The sequence below is a fragment of the Micrococcus sp. genome, from assembly GCF_030523875.1.
Classification (GTDB): domain Bacteria; phylum Actinomycetota; class Actinomycetes; order Actinomycetales; family Micrococcaceae; genus Micrococcus.
The window spans coordinates 1-1,904 of the sequence record NZ_JAUNHR010000072.1 but is presented as its reverse complement, the minus strand read 5'-3'; the positions used below and the strand labels follow the sequence as shown (position 1 = coordinate 1,904).

Below are 1,904 nucleotides of genomic sequence, written 5' to 3'. Positions count from 1 at the left end.
CCTCCCCGAGCTGCTCGCCGGCGCCCGGGCCGTCCGCCCGCACCGCCGCTCCCGTCCAGGAGTGAGACCCGTGAGCTCCCGTCCCCGCGCCGCCGCGCTGCGTCCGACCGGCCGACCCGACCCGCGGTGGATCGGCGTGCTGATCGCCGTCACGGCGGCGGCCGCCGTCGTCGCCCTCCTCACCAAGCAGTGGTGTCGTGTGAACGGGTGGGCCGCCCCGGACGTGCACGTGCACATGTGCTACTCCGACTTCGCGCAGCTGTTCCCCACGCGCGGGCTCGCCGAGGGGTACTTCCCCTTCTACACGCCCCTCCCGGAGGAGCAGTGGATGGAGTACCCGGCCCTGCTCGCGGTGGTCGCGGGCGTGACGTCCTGGCTCGTGCCGGGCGACGGCTCCCTGCACGAGCGCACGGTGGTGTACTTCGACGTCAACGCGATCGGGGTCACCCTGTGCTGGATGGTCACCGTGGTGGCCACCGCGTACACGGCCCGCGGCCGCTCCAAGGACGCGCTGCTGGTGGCGGTGGCCCCCGGGATCGTCCTCACCTCGATGCTCAACTGGGACCTGTGGGCCGTGATGCTCGCGGCGCTGGCGCTGTGGGCGTGGAGCGAGGACCGCCCCGTCCTGTCCGGGCTCCTGCTCGGACTGGGCGCCGCCATGAAGCTCTACCCGCTGTTCTTCTACGGGGCGCTGCTGGTGCTCGCGATCCGCACCGGGCGCTGGCGCGGCTTCCTGGCCGCCCTCGGGACCGGGGTGGCCGCCTGGCTGGCGGTGAACGTGCCGTTCATGCTCACCGCCTTCGACCAGTGGTCCCGGTTCTACACCTTCTCCGGGGACCGCGAGGTCTCCTTCTCCTCCACCTGGCTGGCGCTGGCCTGGACCGGCTGGTCCGGCTCCACGTTCTCCACCCTCCAGAACGGGATGTTCGCGCTGTGCTGCGCCGCGATCGCGTACCTGGGTCTGGCCGCCCGGCACCGGCCGCGCGTGGCCCAGCTGTGCCTGCTGATCGTGGCCTCGTTCCTGATCTGGGGGAAGGTGTATTCCCCGCAGTTCGTGATGTGGCTGATCCCCCTGGTGGTCCTGGCGACCCCGCGCCGGCGGCGGTTCTGGATCTGGATGGCCGTGGAGGTCTACCACTGGGGCGGCGTGTGGATGGAGTCCGCCCGCATCACCTCCGGCGGGGCCTTCGCCGACGGCGCGTGGTGGATCACCGCCTGGTACGCCTCCGGCATCGTGGCGCACGTGCTGGCCCTCATCTGGATCATGGCCACCGTGGTCCGGGACGTCCTGGACCCCTCCCGCGACCCGGTGCGCCGCTCCGCGCTCGTGGACGGGGTGGAGCCGCTGCCCTCCGGCGTGGCCGAGGACCCGGGCGCCGGCGTCTTCACGGGCGCGGAGGATCGGTTCCTCCTGCCGCCGTCCGGCCGGGGCCTGCAGCGCGCCTGAGCCGTCGACGGCGCCGCGGTCAGCGGTGCTCGAGGTAGGTCGAGCACACGGGGGAGACCCCGCGCGTCGGGTGGCGGAGCACGACGACGTCGCGCTCGGCCCAGACGACCTCGAACCCGAGGCGGTCGGCACGCGCCATCGCCTGGGCGGGGGTGAGCGGGTCCCAGCCGCCGAGCTCCTCCACCGACGTGTCGACGATCACCCACGTGGACAGCTCGTCCCCGATGTCCCCGTGCAGGCCCACGTGGGTGCGCGCGGTGAGGTGCGGCACGGCGTTGTCGGCGGCCTCCACGCACACGTCGTCCGGGATGAGGGAGACCGCGTGGGCCAGGTCCCGCGCATGCTGCGTGACCGCCATGTCCCCGGTGAGGGTGCGGTGGTACGGGTACACCTGGGGGAAGGCGGCGGTGCCCACGACGCCGACGGCCAGCGTCCAGGAGAGGAGGACCTGCGGGAG

At 73.2% G+C, this 1,904-nt stretch carries 1 protein-coding gene and 1 pseudogene; one reads left to right on the top strand and one right to left on the bottom strand.

Going from position 1 to position 1,904, the window contains the following annotated elements:
• A partial coding sequence (locus Q4D18_RS09315) for a glycosyltransferase family 87 protein (RefSeq protein ID WP_368389639.1) occupies nucleotides 1–1,447 on the top strand: 1,447 nt, incomplete at its 5' end.
• Between the two features lie 19 nt (nucleotides 1,448–1,466).
• Here the strand turns inward: Q4D18_RS09315 and Q4D18_RS09310 are convergent.
• Nucleotides 1,467–1,904, bottom strand: a pseudogene (locus tag Q4D18_RS09310) (hypothetical protein); the annotation flags it as partial.